General features: G+C 65.9%; 15 protein-coding genes. 9 read left to right on the forward strand and 6 right to left on the reverse strand.

Translation table 11 applies throughout. The features are described 5' to 3' along the window. Nucleotides 1-27: 27 nt before the first annotated feature. Nucleotides 28-408 carry a YraN family protein gene (locus tag IPK66_04135; GenBank protein MBK8174486.1) on the reverse strand — a complete coding sequence of 127 codons (381 nt, stop codon included), beginning with the start codon at nucleotides 406-408 and terminating at the stop codon, nucleotides 28-30. Continuing rightward, nucleotides 405-1,430, reverse strand: coding sequence for a 16S rRNA (cytidine(1402)-2'-O)-methyltransferase (rsmI, locus tag IPK66_04140; protein ID MBK8174487.1), 1,026 nt, complete (start codon nucleotides 1,428-1,430; stop codon nucleotides 405-407). Before rsmI ends, IPK66_04135 begins: the two co-directional genes overlap by 4 nt. Here rsmI and IPK66_04145 point away from each other — a divergent pair. After that, nucleotides 1,424-2,719 carry a penicillin-binding protein activator gene (locus tag IPK66_04145; GenBank protein MBK8174488.1) on the forward strand — a complete coding sequence of 432 codons (1,296 nt, stop codon included), beginning with the start codon at nucleotides 1,424-1,426 and terminating at the stop codon, nucleotides 2,717-2,719. The genes rsmI and IPK66_04145 overlap by 7 nt on opposite strands. Before the next feature lie 25 nt (nucleotides 2,720-2,744). Here IPK66_04145 and IPK66_04150 read toward each other — a convergent pair whose 3' ends face one another. After that, nucleotides 2,745-3,881, reverse strand: coding sequence for a coproporphyrinogen III oxidase (locus tag IPK66_04150; GenBank protein MBK8174489.1), 1,137 nt, complete (start codon nucleotides 3,879-3,881; stop codon nucleotides 2,745-2,747). Nucleotides 3,882-3,988: 107 nt separating this feature from the next. On the opposite strand from IPK66_04150, the gene IPK66_04155 reads away from it, so the two are divergent. After that, a complete protein-coding gene (locus IPK66_04155) occupies nucleotides 3,989-4,390 on the forward strand; it encodes a hypothetical protein (protein ID MBK8174490.1) in 402 nt (133 codons plus the stop codon). Nucleotides 4,391-4,403: 13 nt separating this feature from the next. On the opposite strand, the gene rdgB is transcribed toward IPK66_04155, so the two are convergent. Next, nucleotides 4,404-5,000, reverse strand: coding sequence for an RdgB/HAM1 family non-canonical purine NTP pyrophosphatase (gene rdgB, locus IPK66_04160; GenBank protein ID MBK8174491.1), 597 nt, complete (start codon nucleotides 4,998-5,000; stop codon nucleotides 4,404-4,406). Nucleotides 5,001-5,030: 30 nt separating this feature from the next. Further along, nucleotides 5,031-5,750: a ribonuclease PH gene (gene rph, locus IPK66_04165; protein MBK8174492.1), complete on the reverse strand. Its 720-nt coding sequence runs from the start codon at nucleotides 5,748-5,750 to the stop codon at nucleotides 5,031-5,033. Between the two features lie 230 nt (nucleotides 5,751-5,980). Between rph and hrcA the strand changes: the two genes are divergently transcribed. The 6 genes from hrcA to IPK66_04195 all read left to right on the forward strand — a co-directional run bounded on the left by hrcA (nucleotide 5,981) and on the right by IPK66_04195 (nucleotide 13,195). Further along, entirely contained in the window at nucleotides 5,981-7,015 is a 1,035-nt protein-coding gene (gene hrcA, locus IPK66_04170; protein MBK8174493.1) for a heat-inducible transcriptional repressor HrcA, read from the forward strand. A gap of 27 nt (nucleotides 7,016-7,042) precedes the next feature. Continuing rightward, nucleotides 7,043-7,798 (forward strand): nucleotide exchange factor GrpE, encoded by a 756-nt coding sequence (gene grpE, locus IPK66_04175; GenBank protein ID MBK8174494.1) that lies wholly within the window; start codon nucleotides 7,043-7,045, stop codon nucleotides 7,796-7,798. Nucleotides 7,799-8,059: 261 nt separating this feature from the next. Further along, nucleotides 8,060-9,988, forward strand: coding sequence for a molecular chaperone DnaK (gene dnaK, locus IPK66_04180; protein ID MBK8174495.1), 1,929 nt, complete (start codon nucleotides 8,060-8,062; stop codon nucleotides 9,986-9,988). An 87-nt stretch (nucleotides 9,989-10,075) separates the two neighbouring features. Continuing rightward, complete coding sequence (gene dnaJ / locus IPK66_04185) at nucleotides 10,076-11,215, forward strand: molecular chaperone DnaJ (GenBank protein ID MBK8174496.1); 1,140 nt, start codon at nucleotides 10,076-10,078, stop codon at nucleotides 11,213-11,215. Between the two features lie 73 nt (nucleotides 11,216-11,288). Next, nucleotides 11,289-12,089: a 4-hydroxy-tetrahydrodipicolinate reductase gene (locus tag IPK66_04190; GenBank protein MBK8174497.1), complete on the forward strand. Its 801-nt coding sequence runs from the start codon at nucleotides 11,289-11,291 to the stop codon at nucleotides 12,087-12,089. A 287-nt stretch (nucleotides 12,090-12,376) separates the two neighbouring features. Continuing rightward, entirely contained in the window at nucleotides 12,377-13,195 is an 819-nt protein-coding gene (locus tag IPK66_04195; protein ID MBK8174498.1) for a hypothetical protein, read from the forward strand. A gap of 101 nt (nucleotides 13,196-13,296) precedes the next feature. Here IPK66_04195 and IPK66_04200 read toward each other — a convergent pair whose 3' ends face one another. Beyond that, nucleotides 13,297-13,794 carry a DUF2244 domain-containing protein gene (locus tag IPK66_04200; GenBank protein MBK8174499.1) on the reverse strand — a complete coding sequence of 166 codons (498 nt, stop codon included), beginning with the start codon at nucleotides 13,792-13,794 and terminating at the stop codon, nucleotides 13,297-13,299. A 70-nt stretch (nucleotides 13,795-13,864) separates the two neighbouring features. On the opposite strand from IPK66_04200, the gene nth reads away from it, so the two are divergent. Next, nucleotides 13,865-14,623, forward strand: coding sequence for an endonuclease III (gene nth / locus IPK66_04205; GenBank protein MBK8174500.1), 759 nt, complete (start codon nucleotides 13,865-13,867; stop codon nucleotides 14,621-14,623). The last annotated feature ends 10 nt before the right edge of the window (nucleotides 14,624-14,633 follow it).

Below are 14,633 nucleotides of genomic sequence, written 5' to 3' on the forward strand. Positions count from 1 at the left end.
AGTCGCTCCAACGTCGGACCTTGGCCATCAATCGTCGGCGCGGAACGCGGCTGGCAGGTGTCGAGGAAGGCGGCGGCGGGCAACGAGCATCAAATCGAAGCGGGCCTCAAGGCGGAGGAGGTGAGGATAAGCGCCAAGAAAAACCTCGGCGGCGCGGACGATGCGCCGGCGCTGGCGCGGCGTCAGCGCCTCAGTGCTGCCATCCTTTGCCCGTGCCTTGACCTCGATGAAGGCGATGGTGCCGCGACGGCGGGCGATCAGGTCGATCTCGCCCACGGGCGTGCGGAAATCCCGCGCGAGGATCTGCCAGCCGTGAAGCCGAAGCACGATCGCACACAGCGCTTCGGCGGTGCGACCGAAACGCCAGGCGGCGAGCCTGGTTTCGTCGATGGGGCGTCGGCGGCTCAGCTTCGATCGCCCCTGAGCGCGACTGCTCGGGCATAGAGCTGGCGCCGCGGCAAGCCGGTTGCTGCGGCGACGCTGGCTGCCGCGTCGCGCGGCGACAGCGTGTTCAGCGCTTCACTCAGTCGGCGGTCGGCTTCGTCGGCGTCGACCGGCTGGGCGGGCGCGGGTGGGCCGACGACCACCGTTACTTCGCCCTTTGGCGGTCCGGCGGCGCGGTAGTGCGCGGCCAGATCGCCCAGGCGGCCGCGGCGAACCTCCTCGAACAGCTTGGTCATCTCACGCGCGACCGCCGCGTCGCGGGTGCCAAGGACGTCCGCCATATCGGCGAGCGACGCCGCCAGTCGCTGCGCGGATTCGAGGAAAACCAAAGTGGCGGCGAGGCCGGCGACCTCGGCGAGTTCGCTTCTGCGGGCGGTGGTGCGCGGCGGAAGAAAGCCCGCGAACAGAAATCGCTGCACCGGCAGGCCCGAAATGCACAGTGCCGTCAATACCGCGGAGGCGCCGGGAACGGCGAATACCGGCAGACCCGCGTCGATGCAGGCGCGCACCAGACGCTGACCGGGATCGGAGACGAGCGGTGTGCCGGCGTCGGAGACGAAGGCGACCCGTTCGCCGTGTGCCACCCGCTCGACCAGCGCCGGGCCGGCGATGCGGTGCGCGTGTTCGTCGCAGCGAAGCAGCGGGCGGGCGATGCCGTGGATCGCCAGCAGGCGCGCGGTAACGCGCGTGTCCTCACAGGCGATAACGTCGGCCTGCGCCAGCAGATCGAGCGCTCTGAGGCCGATGTCGGCGGCGTTGCCGATCGGTGTCGCGATCAGATAGAGGCCGGCCGCAGCAGGCGACTTTAACGATCGCAGCGACGATGATTTACTCGCCTCGACCGAATCGCTACCTTCCGCCACGACCGTGCCGTCGACCTGACGAGGAGGTTTGAGTCCCCGCGATGCCGTTCTGGCCCGCCCGCCGCCTGCCGTCTCCACGGCCCGTCGTTCCGCGGCCGACCCGGCCTTGTGCCGTCGTGTCATCTCTGCTCGCGGTCTCGCTCGCCCTTGCCTCGTGCGATACTCTCAGAAGCGCGACCGGCTTGCCAAGCGGCGCGGCGAGGCCGCAGAGCGGCGAGGTGGTGGCGAGCCCCACGCCGGAAGCGAAGAAGCCCGGTCTTTCGGCGACGGTCCCGCCCGCTGCCGAGCCCGCGGCGCCGGGCGCGCCGCCCTTCACGGCAGAGCTGCCGCAGGACCAGCCAGTCAAGGTCGCGTTGCTGCTTCCTCTTTCCGGCCGACTCGCCAAGCTCGGCAAGGCGATGTCCGACGCGGCTCAAATGGCGATGTTCGATCTCGCCGACCGACGGTTCGAGTTGATGCCGATCGATGATAAGGGCACGCCCGGCGGCGCGGCCGATGCGGCGAAGCAGGCGGCGGCGAACGGCGCGCAGCTCATCCTGGGGCCGTTGCTGGCGTCGTCGGTGCGTGCTGTCGTCCCCATCGCCGCGAGCGCGAACGTTCCGGTCGTGGCGTTTTCCAGCGATCGCAACGTCGCCCAGCCGGGCGTCTACATTATCGGTTTTACGCCGGAAGCGGAAGTGCAGCGGGTCATCAGCTATGCAACGCTGAAGGGGCTGAACCGCTTCGCCGCGCTCGTGCCTGATAACCTCTATGGCTCGGCGATTGCCGATGCCCTGCGCAAGTCAGCGGCGGCGAGCGGTGGCGCGGTCGTCCGCATCGAATCCTACGATCCTGACACCCAGGATTTTTCCGCCCTGATGCGCAAGTTGACCGGCGCATCCGATGCGCCGGCGGGTGACGCCCAGCCATCGATGGCCATGTTGCCGCCGCTACCTGCCTTCGATGCGCTTCTGCTGGCGGAGGGTGGGCCGCAACTGCGCGCCATGGCTGCGAGTCTCGCTGCCTTCGGAATCCGCTCTCCGGGGGTGCAGCTTCTCGGCACGGGCAAGTGGGATGAGCCCGGTCTGGGCAGCGAGACGGCGCTTGTCGGCGCCTGGTACGCCGCGCCCCCGCCGAGCCTGCGTGAAGAGTTCGACGTGCGCTACAAGCGTGCCTTCGGGCAGCCACCACCGCGCCTGGCCACCCTCGCCTATGACGCGACGGCGCTTGCCGCGGTTCTCGCCCGCGGACCCGAGCGCACGCCGTTCTCGCCGGCGCATCTGACCGATCCTAACGGGTTCTTCGGTCGCGATGGTCTCTTCCGGCTGACGGTTGACGGTGTCGTCGACCGGCGCCTTGCGATCCTCAGGGTCGAGCGCAACGGCGTCGACGTAATCGATGAGGCGCCGCGCAGTTTCGCTGCCGGTAGCTGAGGGTCGTCGGCGTGAGCGCGCCGTGTCACGCGAGTAACCGTGCCAATACGGCATCCAGCCGCAACCGGCCGGCGGCGGTGGCGCGCAGGCCGAGAGCGTCTCGCTCGGCGAAGCCGGCCTCGATCAGCAGGGTGAGGGCATTGGCATCGACCGCGGCTTCCGGCTCGATGCCGGTGAGGGCGCGGAATTGGCCGCGCGAGAGGCCCTCGCGCAGACGCAGACCCAGCATGACCAGCTCTTCACGGCGTTCCTCCCGCGTGAGTGCGGCGCGCTCGGCAAGCCCGCTCGCTCCTTGCTCGACACGCATGAGCCATTTTTCCGGCGCGCGAACCGCGCGCGTCGCCGTTGTGTGGCCATCCGTGGTGATCCGTCCGTGCGCGCCCGGGCCGATACCGAGGTAATCACCGCCGCGCCAGATGCCGAGGTTATGGCGGCACTCACCGCCGCTGCGCGCGTGATTGGAAATTTCGTATGCATCCAATCCCGCTGCCTTGAGCAAGTCCTGGGTGACGTCATGCAGCGCGCACCCCGTGTCCTCATCCGCCGCCGGAACGCCGTCGCGCCAGAACGCCGTGCCCGGCTCGATGGTGAGCTGGTAGGCGGAGAGATGATCGCCGGCTATCGCGATCGCCTCGGTGAGCGCCTGCCGCCAGGCTGGCGCCGTGTGGCCCGGCCAGCCCCAGATCATGTCAAACGAAAAGCGCGGGAAAATCGCCGCGGCCAGCGCGATTGCCTGGCGCGCCTCGGCTGTCGAATGGCCGCGCCCGAGCAGGCGCAGCGCGTCGTCGTCGAGCGCCTGGACGCCAACCGACAGCCGGTTCACCCCTGCATCCTTGAAGGCGCGGAACCGGGCCGCTTCCGCAGTCGACGGATTGGCCTCGAGGGTGACTTCAAGGTTCGTCGCGACCGGCCACAGGCTGGTGATCCTTTGCACGATCGCCGCTGTCGTTCCTGGGTCCATCAGTGAGGGCGTGCCGCCACCGAAAAACACGCTGCACACCCGCCGTCCCACGGTTTCGGCGGCAAAACCATCCAGTTCGGCGAGATAGGCGCGCTGCCAGCGATCGCTGTCGATCGTCTCGCGCACGTGGCTGTTGAAGTCGCAATAAGGGCACTTCGAACTGCAGAACGGCCAATGAACATAAATCGCGATCTCGTTCACGGCGGGGTCACTTGACTAGGATGTAGGAATATGATCTTAGTAGAAAGGCTGAGGCCGACGGCGTCTTGTCTGCTTCAAGGCCCGGATACTGCGAGGCTGAATACGACATGGGCGGCTTTCGTTGCTTGAGCGTTCCGTCGGACGGCGCTAGGCGGGCGGTGGAATGGTGCTGGTGGGGGCGCTCCAAACGATCCTATCTTTATGTGGTGCATGGCCTTGATGCCACGCTTGCGTGCCAACCCGGAAACTTTATCGCCGCGCGGCGCCAGGGACGCGGCTGGGACGCTCTTTACATCGGCGAGAGCGACGATCTGAGCACGATCTTCGAACGGTCGCCCGGCCGGCGGCTTCTGATCGCCCGGCAAGCAACCCATATCCATACGCACGTCAGCAGCCGCAATGCCTGCGAACGCCGGGCAGAACAGTGTGACCTGCTGATCAACCTCGCACCGCTCCGTGGAGCGAATGCGGATTGGGCCGGGTGCACGTCCATGGTTGGACGGAGTTGAGCAGGCTGCGAGATCACGCGAAGCAGGCGGCCACCAGTTTGCGAAATGCCTCGGCGCGATGGCTGATCGCATGCTTTTCCGCCGGCTCGATCTCGCCGAAGGTACGGTTGAAGCCATCAGCGACGAACACCGGATCGTAGCCAAAACCGCCCTCGCCCCGGGGGGGAAAGACCAGGCGGCCGTGTACGGTGCCTTCCAGCGTTTCGCAATGTCCGTCTGGCCAGGCGAGGCACAGGGCGCAGGCGAAGTGGGCACGTCGGTCGCTGGACGTGCCAAGTTCCACTTCGAGGCGACGCATCGCCGCACCGAAGTCCTTTTCCGGCCCGGCCCAACGCGCGGAATAAATGCCGGGCGCGCCGCCAAGAGCCGGGACGACCAGGCCCGAATCGTCGGCCAGCGCCGCAAACCCCGAACCCCGCGCTGATGTCAGCGCCTTCAACTCCGCGTTTTGCGCAAAGGTCAGACCGGTCTCCTCGGGCTCGGCAAGGCCGAGGTCGCCGGCGGAGATCACGTCGACCGCGAACGGGCGGAGGAGATCGGCGATCTCGACCAGCTTGCCGCGGTTGTGGCTGGCGAGAACCAGCCGGGTGTTTTCGAAACGACGTGGCATCGCGATTTTCGACGACTCCTTCGACCTCGCTCAAGCGAGGCCGAGTACCTGACGCTGCAGGCCGACAAGCTCGTTGATACCGCCGCGGGCGAGGGCGATGAGCTTCAGCAACTCGTCCTGATTAAACGTCTTGTGCTCGGCGGTCGCCTGCACCTCGACGATGGCGCCCGCGCCGGTAAGCACAAAGTTGGCATCGGTGTCGGCGGCGGAATCCTCCTGATATTCGAGGTCGAGCAGGCAGACTCCGTCGCAGATACCGCAGGAAATCGCGGCGACGTGGTCGGTCAGGGGCAATGCGCTCAGTAATCCCAGCTTGATCAGTTTTTGGAACGCCAGATGCAAGGCGACGTAGCCGCCGGTGATCGAAGCTGTACGGGTGCCGCCGTCAGCCTGGAGAACGTCGCAGTCGATGCGCACCTGAAGGTCGGGCATCGCCGTAAGGTCGGTGACCGCGCGCAGGCTGCGGCCGATCAGCCGCTGGATTTCCTGGGTTCGGCCCGACTGCCGGCCGCGCGCCGCTTCCCGGTCGGTCCGTTCGGCCGTGGCCCGCGGAAGCATGCCATATTCGGCGGTGATCCAGCCGCGTCCACTATCCCGCAACCAGGAGGGGACGCGCTGGGCGACAGAGGCGGTGCAAAGTACGTGCGTATCGCCAAACTCTACGAGGCACGACCCCTCGGCGTACTTGCTGACGCCCGTCTCGAGGCGAACAGGGCGCAGGCGATCGTTGGCGCGGCCGGAGGGTCTCATCAAAGCATACACTCGTTGCGTGAAAGGGCGCGCACCCTAACGTGCGGGCGCGGTGCCGTAAAGGCCGACGCCGATGCGTGGTCTGAACCGCGCTGAGCGTCGGTTCCTCTTGCGATCATCTGCCGGCCCCGCGTTGACGGGTCTAAATGCTCCGACTAAATCACCCCTCAGCCGCGTAAGGGGTCTCGCCGTCGGGCGGGACGGCGGCAGTCGAAAGTAGGCGTGCACGCATGATCCGGGACCTGAACGACCGCGCGCGGGAGATCCTTCGCCAGATTGTCGATTCGTACCTGGAGACCGGCGAGCCGGTCGGCTCGCGGACGCTCTCCAAGCTCCTGTCGGTTTCGCTGTCGCCCGCGACCATCCGCAACGTCATGGCCGACCTTGAGGATGCCGGGCTGTTGTTCGCGCCGCACACGTCGGCCGGGCGGTTGCCGACCGAGGCAGGTTTGCGTCTGTTCGTCGACGGCTTGCTCGGCGTCGGAAACCTCAGCGATGAGGAGCGGCGGGCGATTTCCCAGCAATGCGCCGGCAGCGGGACCAACATCGAGGGCATGCTTGAGCGTGCCACCCATGCCCTTTCCGGACTCACCCGCTGCACCGGTCTCGTCTTGGCGCCCAAGACCGAGCATCCGCTCAAGCACATCGAGTTGGTCAATCTCAATCCGGGCCGCGCCCTCGTCGTGCTTGTCGCCGAGAATGGAGTCGTCGAAAACCGCATCATCGAGACGCCACCGGGCCTGCCGCCGTCGGCTCTGGTCGAAGCCTCGAATTTCCTTTCGGCTCGGCTGGTCGGGCGGACGATCGCCGAGGCACGTGAAGAAATTCTGTCTGAACTCGAGGCTCATACGGCCGAACTCGACCAGTTAACCAGCAAGCTTGTCGAGTCCGGACTGGCGATGTGGGCCGGCGGCGAACGCGGGGGCTCGCTGATCGTACGTGGGCAAGCGCGCTTGCTCGACGACGTTCAGGCGCTGGGTGAACTCGAGCACATCCGCTCGCTGTTCAACGCCCTTGAACAGAAAGAGATTCTTGTCAAGGTCCTCTCGATGGTCGACAAGGCCGACGGCGTGCGGATCTTTATTGGCTCCGGCGACACGCTTTTCAACGTCGCGGGCTGTTCAATGATCGTAAGCCCGTTTCGGGACGGCAGCGAAAGGATCATCGGCGCCATCGGCGTCATCGGACCGACACGCATGAACTATGCCCGAATTATCCCAATGGTCGACTACACCGCTCGAGTGGTCGGCCGGATGATCGGATGACGCGGGTAAACGACGGGAATGGGAACCATGGCAGACACGGAACGCAACAGCGAGCAGGAGACCAAGCCCTCGGCCGCAACGCGACCAGAGGAGGCGATGGATAAAAGCGACGCCGCAGCCGAAGGTGTGGCCAACGCCGGTACCGAGGCTTCGGCGCAGGAGCAGATCGACGATCTGACCCTAAGGCTGGGCGTGGCGGAACAAGAGGTCGCTCGCCTGAAGGACGAATACCTGCGCTCACTGGCCGAAATGGAAAACGTCCGGCGGCGGGCTCAGCGCGACCGGCAGGAGGCAAGCCAATATGCCATCACCGGCTTTGCTCGTGACCTGTTGTCGGTGGCCGACAACTTGCGCCGCGCCCTTGGCAGCGTTACGGAGGAGATCCGCGCGAGTGATGCCGTGCTTGACGCGCTGATCAGCGGCGTTGAAATCACCGAACGGGAACTGCTGGCAACGCTTGAGCGGCACGGCGTCAAGCCGATCTTGGCGGAGGGGCAGCCGTTCGATCCGCACGTGCACGAAGCGCTGTTCGAGATTCCGGACGAGAGCGTGCCGCACGGCACAGTGCTTCAGGTCATGCAGTCGGGCTATGCCATTCAGGACAGGACGCTGCGACCCGCCCGGGTCGGGATCTCGCGGGGTGGTCCCCGTGCCGGCGCCCCGGCCGGCCCTGACGAGGGGGTGATCGAATTTCCGCGCACCGAGACCAAGCCGGGCGCCTATCGCAAGGCGGCCGAGAATGAGGAGACGATGTCGGGACAGCGGATCGACGAATCCTTGTGAGCGCAGGGATCGCCGAACGCGTCAGCCATCAAGGCGCCGGATTGTCGCGGTGCGGCCTGCAGTATCGGGGCGAAACGGACGGCATTGCGAAGCGCCGTTTTGGCGCCGCGTTTATGCCTCGCCCGGTTGCGCGCTTTCGAGCCCCCGCATATATAACGCGCCGAGGCGTCAGGTTGGACGACAGATAAATCCAACGACCACCAGGGGGTCTTCGCGACGCCAGGTTGGGTCGCGCGGGCTCGCCGCAAGAGAGGTGAAAACATGAGCAAAGTCATCGGCATTGATCTGGGTACCACGAACTCCTGCGTCGCCGTCATGGAAGGCAAGGACGTTCGGGTGATCGAGAACAGCGAGGGCGCACGAACCACGCCTTCAATCGTTGCGTTCACCGATTCCGGCGAACGGCTGGTCGGCCAGCCGGCAAAGCGCCAGGGGGTGACCAATCCAGAAAACACCTTGTTCGCGATCAAACGGCTGATCGGCCGCCGATGGAACGATCCGGTGACCGAGAAGGACAAGGGCATGGTGCCCTACCGGATCGTGGAAGGAGCCGGTGGCGACGCCTGGATCGAGGCCCAGGGCAAGAAGTACAGCCCCAGCCAGATTTCCGCCTTCATCTTGCAGAAGATGAAGGAAACGGCGGAGAGCTTCCTCGGCGAGGAGGTCAAGCAGGCGGTCATCACCGTGCCGGCCTACTTCAACGACAGCCAGCGCCAAGCGACCAAGGACGCCGGCAAGATCGCCGGGCTTGAGGTGTTGCGCATCATCAATGAGCCGACTGCGGCCGCGCTCGCCTATGGCCTTGAGAAGAAGGGCGCGGGGACGATCGCGGTCTATGACCTCGGCGGCGGCACCTTCGATATCTCCGTTCTCGAGATTGGCGACGGCGTGTTCGAGGTCAAATCGACCAACGGCGATACCTTCCTTGGCGGTGAGGACTTCGACAAGCGCATCCTTGATTACCTCGCTGACGAGTTCAAGAAGGAGCAAGGCATCGACCTGCGCTCCGACCGCCTCGCCCTGCAGCGCCTGAAGGAAGCCGCGGAGAAGGCGAAGATCGAGCTGTCGTCGACGATGCAGACCGAGGTCAATCTGCCGTTCATCACCGCCGATGCCTCCGGACCGAAGCACCTCAACATCAAGCTGACGCGCGCCAAGCTCGAAGCGCTGGTTGAGGACCTGATCGAACGGACGATCGCGCCGTGCCGTGCCGCGCTCAAGGACGCGGGGCTGACCGCCGGTGAGATCAACGAGGTCGTCCTCGTCGGTGGCATGACGCGCATGCCGAAGGTAGTCGAGAAGGTCAAGCAGTTCTTCGGGCGCGAGCCGCACAAGGGCGTCAATCCGGACGAGGTCGTCGCCATCGGCGCTGCCATCCAGGCCGGCGTGCTCAAGGGCGAGGTCAAGGACGTCCTGCTGCTCGACGTCACCCCGCTGTCGCTCGGCATCGAGACGCTGGGCGGTGTGTTCACCCGGCTGATCGATCGCAACACCACGATCCCGACCCGCAAGAGCCAGGTGTTCTCGACCGCGGACGACAACCAGACGGCGGTGACGATCCGCGTCTTCCAGGGCGAGCGCGAGATGGCGGCGGACAACAAGATCCTGGGGCAGTTCGATCTCGTCGGCATCCCGCCGGCGCCCCGCGGCATGCCGCAGGTCGAGGTGACCTTCGACATTGACGCCAACGGCATCGTCAACGTCTCCGCCAAGGACAAGGCGACCGGCAAGGAGCAGCAGATCCGCATCCAGGCGTCGGGCGGTCTCTCGGACGCCGACATCCAGCGGATGGTTAAGGAAGCCGAGGCGCACGCCGCCGACGACAAGGCGCGGCGCGAACAGGTCGAGGCGCGCAATCAGGCGGATTCGATCCTGCATGCGACCGAGAAGGACTTGGCGGAGTACGGCGACAAGATCGCTGCCGCCGATAAGCAGGCGATCGAACAGGCCGTGGCCGACCTGAAGGACGTCAAGGATGGTAGCGACGTTTCCGCCATCCAGGCGAAGACCGAAGCGCTGGGGCAGGCGCGGATGAAGCTGGGCGAGGCGATGTACCGCGCGACGCAGGGCCAAGGGGCGGATGCGGCTCCCGGCGGCCCGGCCGGCGGTTCTGGTGACGGCTCCAGCGACGATAAGGTGGTGGACGCCGAATTCGAAGAGGTCGATCCGGCGCATAAAAAGGCCAGCTAGGCCGCTGAGAAATGCTGGCGGCGGCGGTGATGCCGCCGCCGCTTTTTTGATCAAGCGAGCAGCATTCCTGGCCGCGGATGATTTTAAATGTCGAAAGAGGATTATTATCGCGTTCTCGGGGTTGGACGGGAGGCGAGCAAGGACGACCTGAAGAAGGCGTTCCGCAAGGCCGCATTGGAATGCCATCCCGACCGCAATCCGGGGAACAAGGAAGCGGAGCATCGTTTCAAGGAACTGAACGAAGCCTATGAGGTTCTGAAGGACGATCAGAAGCGGGCGGCTTACGATCGCTTCGGCCATGCGGCTTTCGAGCACGGCGGCGCGGGAGGCGACGGCGGCTTCGGACCCGGATTTGGCACCGGATTCAGCTCGGGCTTTGCCGAGATCTTCGAAGAGATGTTCGGCGGCGGCGGCCGTGGCGGCGGACGTACCAGTGGGCGCGGCGCCGATTTGCGCTACAACCTCGAGATAACCCTTGAGAGCGCTTTCGCCGGCGCCAAGAAAACGGTGCAGGTCCCAACAGCGATCCGTTGCGACGCCTGCAAGGGGAGCGGTGCGGCGGGTGGTGGCGCTCCCGAGACCTGCTCGACCTGCCGGGGGAACGGGCGGGTGCGTACCCAGTCGGGCTTCTTTACCGTCGAGCGGACCTGCCCGTCATGCGGCGGCAGCGGTCAGACGATCCGCGATCCCTGCCGGACGTGCAATGGCGCCGGCCGGATACAGCGGGAGAAGAGCCTTCAGGTCAGCATTCCCGCCGGGGTCGAGGATGGCACGCGCATCCGGCTCACCGGCGAGGGCGAAGCCGGCGTCCGCGGCGGGCCTCCCGGCGATCTCTATATCTTCGTCACGGTCTCCCAACATCGCTTCTTCAGCCGCGACGGCGCGGACATCCATTGCCGGGTGCCGTTGTCGATGACGGCAGCGGCGCTGGGTGGCTCGGTGGAGGTGCCGACGGTCAACGGCGAGCGGACGCGGATTTCAATTCCGGCCGGAACCCAGTCGGGGGCGACATTCCGATTGCGCGGCAAGGGAATGACGATCCTGCGCAGCCAGGCACGTGGCGACATGTACGTCGAGGCGATGGTCGAGACTCCGGTGAACCTCACCGACCGGCAACGCAAGTTGCTGCAGGAGTTCGCCGACGGCGGCGCCGAAGAAACTCACAGCCCCGAGAGCCACGGCTTCTTCGCCAAGGTCAAGGAACTCTGGCAGGACCTGCGGGAATAACCGCAGCGCATCTGGAGCGATCCACCTGCGTCTCCAGCAGGCGACGGGAAAAGACGGGAAACGAGGGACGATCATGCGCATCGGCATTTCCGGGTGCGCCGGACGGATGGGGCGGATGCTCGTCCAGACGGTACTGGCGAACGACGAGGCCGTGCTCGCCGGCGGCAGCGAACGGCCCGGGCATCCGGACTTGGGCGCGGACTTGGGTACGCTTGCCGGCGTTCCCCCGCTGGGAGTGCGTCTCGGCGACGACGCCGCGGCGCTGTTCGCGGCGGCGGATGCGGTGATCGATTTTTCGAGTCCGGCCGCCGTTTTCGAGTCCTCACATCTGGCGGCGGCGCATGCGACGGCGCTCGTCGTCGGCACCACCGGGCTTGGCCGCGAGCACCATGCCGCGCTGGCCGCGGCGGCGGAGCGCGTTCCGGTGGTGGTGGCGGCGAATATGAGTTTGGGCGTCAACCTCCTGCTCGGACTTACCCGCAAGGTCGCGGCCGTTCTTGGTGACGACTACGATATCGAAATCGTCGAAATGCACCATCGACACAAGGTCGACGCGCCGTCCGGCACGGCGCTTGCGCTTGGAGACGCGGCCGCCACAGGGCGTGGGATTGCTTTGGCGGATGCGGCCGTACGCGTGCGCGATGGCCACACCGGGACGCGGGCGCCGGGTGCGATCGGCTTCGCCACCTTACGCGGTGGCGACGTCGTCGGTGAGCATTCGGTGATCTTCGCAACGGAAGGGGAGCGCATCGAGCTCACCCACAAGGCAACCTCGCGCGCGATATTTGCCAAGGGCGCGGTCCATGCGGCGCTTTGGTGCGATGGCCGTGCTCCGGGCCTCTACGCGATGCGCGACGTTCTCGGGCTCGAGTGACGCCACCACCACCTGATGACGCCGTCGGGCATGCGTTCCGTTCGGTTATTCCGTCCCGTCGCTCCGGCCTTGCGTCTTGACAAGGTGGCTGGATTCGCCGATGGGTATCCTGCTTGCAGCTCAGCATAGTGATGCAACCGACGGAGCGTGCTGCTAGACGCAAACGGTCGGCTACGGTGGGCTGCTGGCGTCTGGAGACGAGGTTTTCGCTGCTGGTTAGCATGGCGCGGCAGGGGCAGTAGGGCATCCGCCCGTACGGATACGCTGTTATCGATCAAGAAGGAGTCATGCGCATGTTCTGGGGGTCGCACCGCCTCGTTATTTCCACCGCTTTCGTGCTGTCGCTCGCCGGCTGCGGCGGCACCGTCACCCAGGGCACAGATGGCACGGCGATCTCCGGTTCGGCCGGCGGTGCTTCCAGCGTCGACGCCGCCTCGAACCTGCAGCACTGCGATGCGACGCTCGGTACCCTCGCGGTCGATGACGGGCGCAACGCCTCGTGGTGGGGTCCCTTTACCGCCGCGACCAACGTTACCACGATCGAGCCGCTGATCCGGCTCGCTGCGCAGCAGTCGAACTGTTTCGTTATCACCTCGATCGGCAACTCGCGCCTCGATTCCCGCATGTCCGGGATCACCCAAACGCAGCGCAACTCGGGGGAATTCCGCGCCGGCTCCAAGCAGCAGGCGGGGCAGCGCGTGGCGGCAGATTATTTTCTTGAACCAGCGATCATCATCAACAATTCGAGCATCGGCGGCGTCGGCGGTGCAGTGGGCGGCCTGTTCGGATCGACGATCGGCGGCCTTGCCAGTGGCCTGCAATCGAAGTCCTCAGTGGTGTCGATGTCATTGTTCGATATTCGCTCGCAGGTGCAGATTGCCGCGTCGGAAGGCAGCTCGACCGCGACCAACTACGGCGCTGCCGCGGCGGCTTTCGGTGGGGGTGCCGGAGGAGGTCTCGGGGGCTTTTCGACAACCCCGGAGGGCAAGGCCACGGTCGCCGCGTTTCTCGATGCCTATAACGGTATGGTCGTGGCGCTGCGCAATTACAAGGCGCAGGACGTCGAAGGCGGACTCGGCCGCGGCGGCGTGCTTAAGGTCAATTGAGGCGAAAAGCGGGGCAACGGCCACGCGCACCCCGCAGGTACTGTCTGGTTAGATAGTGCCCGGCCCGCCGTCGTCGAGGCCTGTGAGTTCGGGCAGTGCGTTTAAGGCGCTGTCGTCGGAAGGGTCTTGGATAGGCGGCCGAGGGCGAGGCGTAGCGTCTGCGCCAGTTCCTCGCGTTCCGCGGGGGGCAGGAAGCTGGCGATCGAAAGAGAGCGGCCGTGCGAGCGCAATTCCAGCCGGTTGTCTTCGCCCGGCATCTCGTGCAGGTTGACCTGGAGCCAGTGCGGCGGGAACGAGACCAAGGACTGCTTTCCCCAGTGGTCGATCCGCCGGACGGTCAGCGCGCTGCGCGTCAGGTTGATCGCCTCGCAGGCGTTACCGGCGAACTGATTGAAACGCATCCCGGCATAAAGAAGGACGAGTTCAAGGCCGAAGAACGGCAGCACTGGCCACGCTCCGATAAACAGCAAAACAGTACCGAAGATGGTGACGGCGATGGCGACGAGGCAGACGACGAAACGCGCCGCTGCGGCACCCGCGCTTCGGTGTGGTCGCAGAACGGCGCTATAAAGGACAGTGGAGTCGGCCGGCTGAATCATTCCTCGTCTCGCCCAACAGGGAATGATTATCAACCCGTTCCTGTCGGGGCAAGGGCGAGGAAAGAAGACGATGGCTGTGAAGCGAACAACGGGGCGCCAACGCTCGGCCACAGGCGACGGGCAAGACTGTGAGGCCCCCCTTTTGCCGCTGGCGGACATCGACGAGCTCTACCGACGGCTTGCCGCGATCAATCCGGCGCCGCGCAGTGAGCTCGCGTTTATCGATCCCTACACCTTGCTGATCGCCGTCGTCCTTTCCGCCCAGGCGACGGACGTCAGCGTTAACAAGGCAACGGAGCAGCTCTTCAAGGAGGCGGACACGCCCGCCCGCATGCTGGCGCTGGGCGAGGAAGGCCTGCGCCAGCGGATCAAGACCATCGGGCTGTTCAACACCAAGGCCAAGAACGTCATTGCCCTGAGCCGCATTCTCGTCGAGCGCTTCGCCGGACAGGTGCCACGCGTTCGCGAGCAGCTTGAGGCGCTGCCGGGCGTCGGTCGCAAGAGCGCCAACGTCGTTCTCAACGTCGCGTTCGCGGAGCCGACCATTGCCGTCGATACGCACGTCTTTCGCGTCGCCAATCGCACCGGACTTGCGCGCGGTACCACGCCGCTGGCCGTCGAGCAGGGGCTGATGGCGCGTACGCCGCAGCAATGGCTGCAGCACGCGCATCACTGGCTGATCTTGCACGGTCGCTATGTCTGCCAAGCGCGGCGGCCGCTGTGCGGCGGCTGCGTGCTGCGCGACCTCTGCCTTTACACGGCGAAGACCGACGGCGCCGAACTCGTATCGCCCATCCCGCCGCCCGCGGCCGGCCGACCGACCGTCTAAGCAGGTTGCG

It is taken from the genome of Rhodospirillales bacterium, from assembly GCA_016712595.1.
In the GTDB taxonomy this organism is placed as follows: domain Bacteria; phylum Pseudomonadota; class Alphaproteobacteria; order Rhodospirillales; family Defluviicoccaceae; genus Defluviicoccus.

Coding starts and splice junctions, on each gene's coding strand:
- dnaK (MBK8174495.1), top strand. CDS start 8,060: ATGAGCAAAGTCATCGGCATTGATCTGGGTACCACGAACTCCTGCGTC.
- IPK66_04190 (MBK8174497.1), top strand. CDS start 11,289: ATGCGCATCGGCATTTCCGGGTGCGCCGGACGGATGGGGCGGATGCTC.
- dnaJ (MBK8174496.1), top strand. CDS start 10,076: ATGTCGAAAGAGGATTATTATCGCGTTCTCGGGGTTGGACGGGAGGCG.
- rsmI (MBK8174487.1), bottom strand. CDS start 1,430: ATGACACGACGGCACAAGGCCGGGTCGGCCGCGGAACGACGGGCCGTG.
- IPK66_04200 (MBK8174499.1), bottom strand. CDS start 13,794: ATGATTCAGCCGGCCGACTCCACTGTCCTTTATAGCGCCGTTCTGCGA.
- IPK66_04195 (MBK8174498.1), top strand. CDS start 12,377: ATGCGCATGTTCTGGGGGTCGCACCGCCTCGTTATTTCCACCGCTTTC.
- hrcA (MBK8174493.1), top strand. CDS start 5,981: ATGATCCGGGACCTGAACGACCGCGCGCGGGAGATCCTTCGCCAGATT.
- nth (MBK8174500.1), top strand. CDS start 13,865: ATGGCTGTGAAGCGAACAACGGGGCGCCAACGCTCGGCCACAGGCGAC.
- rph (MBK8174492.1), bottom strand. CDS start 5,750: ATGAGACCCTCCGGCCGCGCCAACGATCGCCTGCGCCCTGTTCGCCTC.
- grpE (MBK8174494.1), top strand. CDS start 7,043: ATGGCAGACACGGAACGCAACAGCGAGCAGGAGACCAAGCCCTCGGCC.
- IPK66_04155 (MBK8174490.1), top strand. CDS start 3,989: ATGGGCGGCTTTCGTTGCTTGAGCGTTCCGTCGGACGGCGCTAGGCGG.
- rdgB (MBK8174491.1), bottom strand. CDS start 5,000: ATGCCACGTCGTTTCGAAAACACCCGGCTGGTTCTCGCCAGCCACAAC.